The sequence below is a fragment of the Streptomyces sp. PA03-6a genome, assembly GCF_033792765.1.
Lineage (GTDB): Bacteria > Actinomycetota > Actinomycetes > Streptomycetales > Streptomycetaceae > Actinacidiphila.
Genome location: NZ_JARAVK010000526.1, coordinates 1 through 2,045 on the forward strand (window position 1 = coordinate 1; position 2,045 = coordinate 2,045).

Consider the following 2,045-nt stretch of genomic DNA (forward strand, 5'->3'; position numbering starts at 1 on the left):
TGGCGCATCTTCCGTCACGCCCGCTGCAGCCCCAACCGCCTGTCGTCAGCAGCCAAAGCCATCCTCACCCTGGAGAAGCAACGCTGAAAAGGCTCACTGATCCCGCCATCGAAGGCGCGGCCGCAGGGTGGGGGTACGCAGGACACGCCTGATGAGACGCTCTTCGCGGTGATCATCTACGTGCTGGTCAGCGGCTGTGCCTGGCGGGCGTTACCTCCGTGCTTCGGGAATCGAAGTCGACGGCGCACCGCCGGTTCCTGATGTGGTCGAGAGCCGGCGTGTGGGGTCTGCTGCACGAAGTGGTCCTGTACAGGCTGGACGACGTGGGCCTGGTCGACGTGACCTGCGTCGTCCTGGACTCCGCCCACGTCCGGGCCAAAAGGTGCCTGTATGGCCTTCGTCAAGCCGTGGCTGGCGTGGGTGGCTGGTAGAAGGTGCCGTCGCGGAGCATGGCGAACAGGACGTCGATACGCGTCGGGCGAGTGCGATGAGGGCGGCGATGTGGTGTTTCCCCTCGCGGCGTTTGCGGGCGTGGTAGGCACGTGACTCGGGCTGGGAGAGCGAGGCGAACGCGGTGAGGTAGAAGGGCCGTTTGAGCTGCTTGTTGCCGCGCCGGGACGGGTGTTCGCTGCGGATGGAGGAGCCGGAGTTCCTGGTCACAGGGGCGAGGCCGGCGTAGGCGGCGAGGTGGCCGGTGGTGGCGAGGCCGCTGCCGTCACTGACGTCGATGAGGATCCGGGCCCCGGTCGTGATCTCGATGCCGGGCATGGAGATCAGGACCGGGGAAAGAGGGTGGGCCTCTACGAGCTCCTCGATCCCGGCGGCGAGGAGTTTTCGCTGGTCAAGGACGGACTGGAGCGAGTTGGCCAGGCTGGGGACGATCAGCGCGGCAGCATCGGTTCCGGGAACCACGACGGTCCTTTCGTCGAGTGTGGTGAAGATGTCTTCCACCCAGCCGGTCGGCCATCCGCGGCCTTCGGTCATATCAGGGTGACCAGCCGACGCCTTCCGGCTTTGCGGATCTGGGCCGGGGATCCGAACTGGTCCAGCAGCCTGAGTACGGGGCAGGGCCGCGATAGGGTCTGGCTGGTCGACGCCCACCAGCACGGTCCCGTGTTTGGCATGCAGCTTCTCGAACAGCTCCCGCAGCTTCGGTTCGTTGTTGGGCAGCGGCTTGTCGAAAACCTTCTTCCCGGCAGGGCTGACGGCGGTGGCGTGATGTTCGTCCTTGCCGACATCCAGCTCCAGCTCACGCCAATGTCAGTTCGATCCGTTACAGCCGTTATTCCCGCCCTCGCCTGTTCCCCGGCCTCACCTGGGATCGCCCTGATGCTGCGGCGCCACGGGTGGAGTCATCAGGTTCCGGCCTGGCGGGCGCTGGAGCGTGACGAGGACCGGGTGACTGGGTGGATCAAGGGAGATGGGGCCACAGGTTTGAAGCGCCGCGACGGCGCACGGGGTCTGGCTCGTCTTCAGAGGACGAGGCCGGGTCTCGATGACGCCGCCGACACGCCGCACTTGGTCCAGGCGAGGGCACACGCCCGTCATCCGCGTCCGTGTACGCTCCGAGCGCAGGTTCTCCGTTGCCGCGCTGGCCTGCTACAAACAAGGAGGAACGCTCCCGTTTGATCTACCGGCCCAAACGGCACGAGGACCACAAGCGTGGCGGTCAGCGCAGTTTCACCTGGACCGACCACCGCGACCTGCTGATCACAGGGGCCTTGACCCCAGATCCTGGACACGGTTATGCGGCTTTGGCCAGCGTAGTTGATGTTGTTCGGGATGTTCGCTCGTACGTGATGGGGCTGCGCTGTTCGAGGCTGGAGTGGCGTCGGACGGTGTGGTAGCGGTGCAGCCAGCGGATGAGGTCGAGGTGGGCCTCGCGTGCGGTGTCCCAGGCTCGGCGGCCTTGGAGGGTCTCGCGTTTGCAGGTCGCGTTGAACGATTCGGCGAGTGCGTTGTCCGCGCTGGAGCCGACCGCGCTCATGGACTGGGTGACGCCGGCCGCGTGGCAGGCATCGGCGAAGGCCCGGCTGCAGTATTGG

General features: G+C 66.4%; 1 protein-coding gene and 4 pseudogenes. 3 read left to right on the forward strand and 2 right to left on the reverse strand.

The window, feature by feature from the left end; genetic code table 11:
* Together PV350_RS46320 and PV350_RS46325 are read left to right on the forward strand one after the other, a co-directional pair.
* A pseudogene (locus tag PV350_RS46320) lies at positions 1-87 on the forward strand (IS5/IS1182 family transposase); the annotation flags it as partial.
* Positions 88-96: 9 nt separating this feature from the next.
* Positions 97-383 (forward strand): annotated as a pseudogene (locus tag PV350_RS46325) (transposase); the annotation flags it as partial.
* A 17-nt stretch (positions 384-400) separates the two neighbouring features.
* Here PV350_RS46325 and PV350_RS46330 read toward each other — a convergent pair.
* Positions 401-1,259 (reverse strand): annotated as a pseudogene (locus PV350_RS46330) (transposase).
* Positions 1,260-1,320: 61 nt separating this feature from the next.
* Between PV350_RS46330 and PV350_RS46335 the strand changes: the two are divergent.
* A pseudogene (locus PV350_RS46335) lies at positions 1,321-1,709 on the forward strand (winged helix-turn-helix domain-containing protein); the annotation flags it as partial.
* A 35-nt stretch (positions 1,710-1,744) separates the two neighbouring features.
* On the opposite strand, the gene PV350_RS46340 reads toward PV350_RS46335, so the two are convergent.
* On the reverse strand, positions 1,745-2,045 hold a 301-nt coding region (locus PV350_RS46340), incomplete at its 5' end, for an integrase core domain-containing protein (protein ID WP_500339279.1).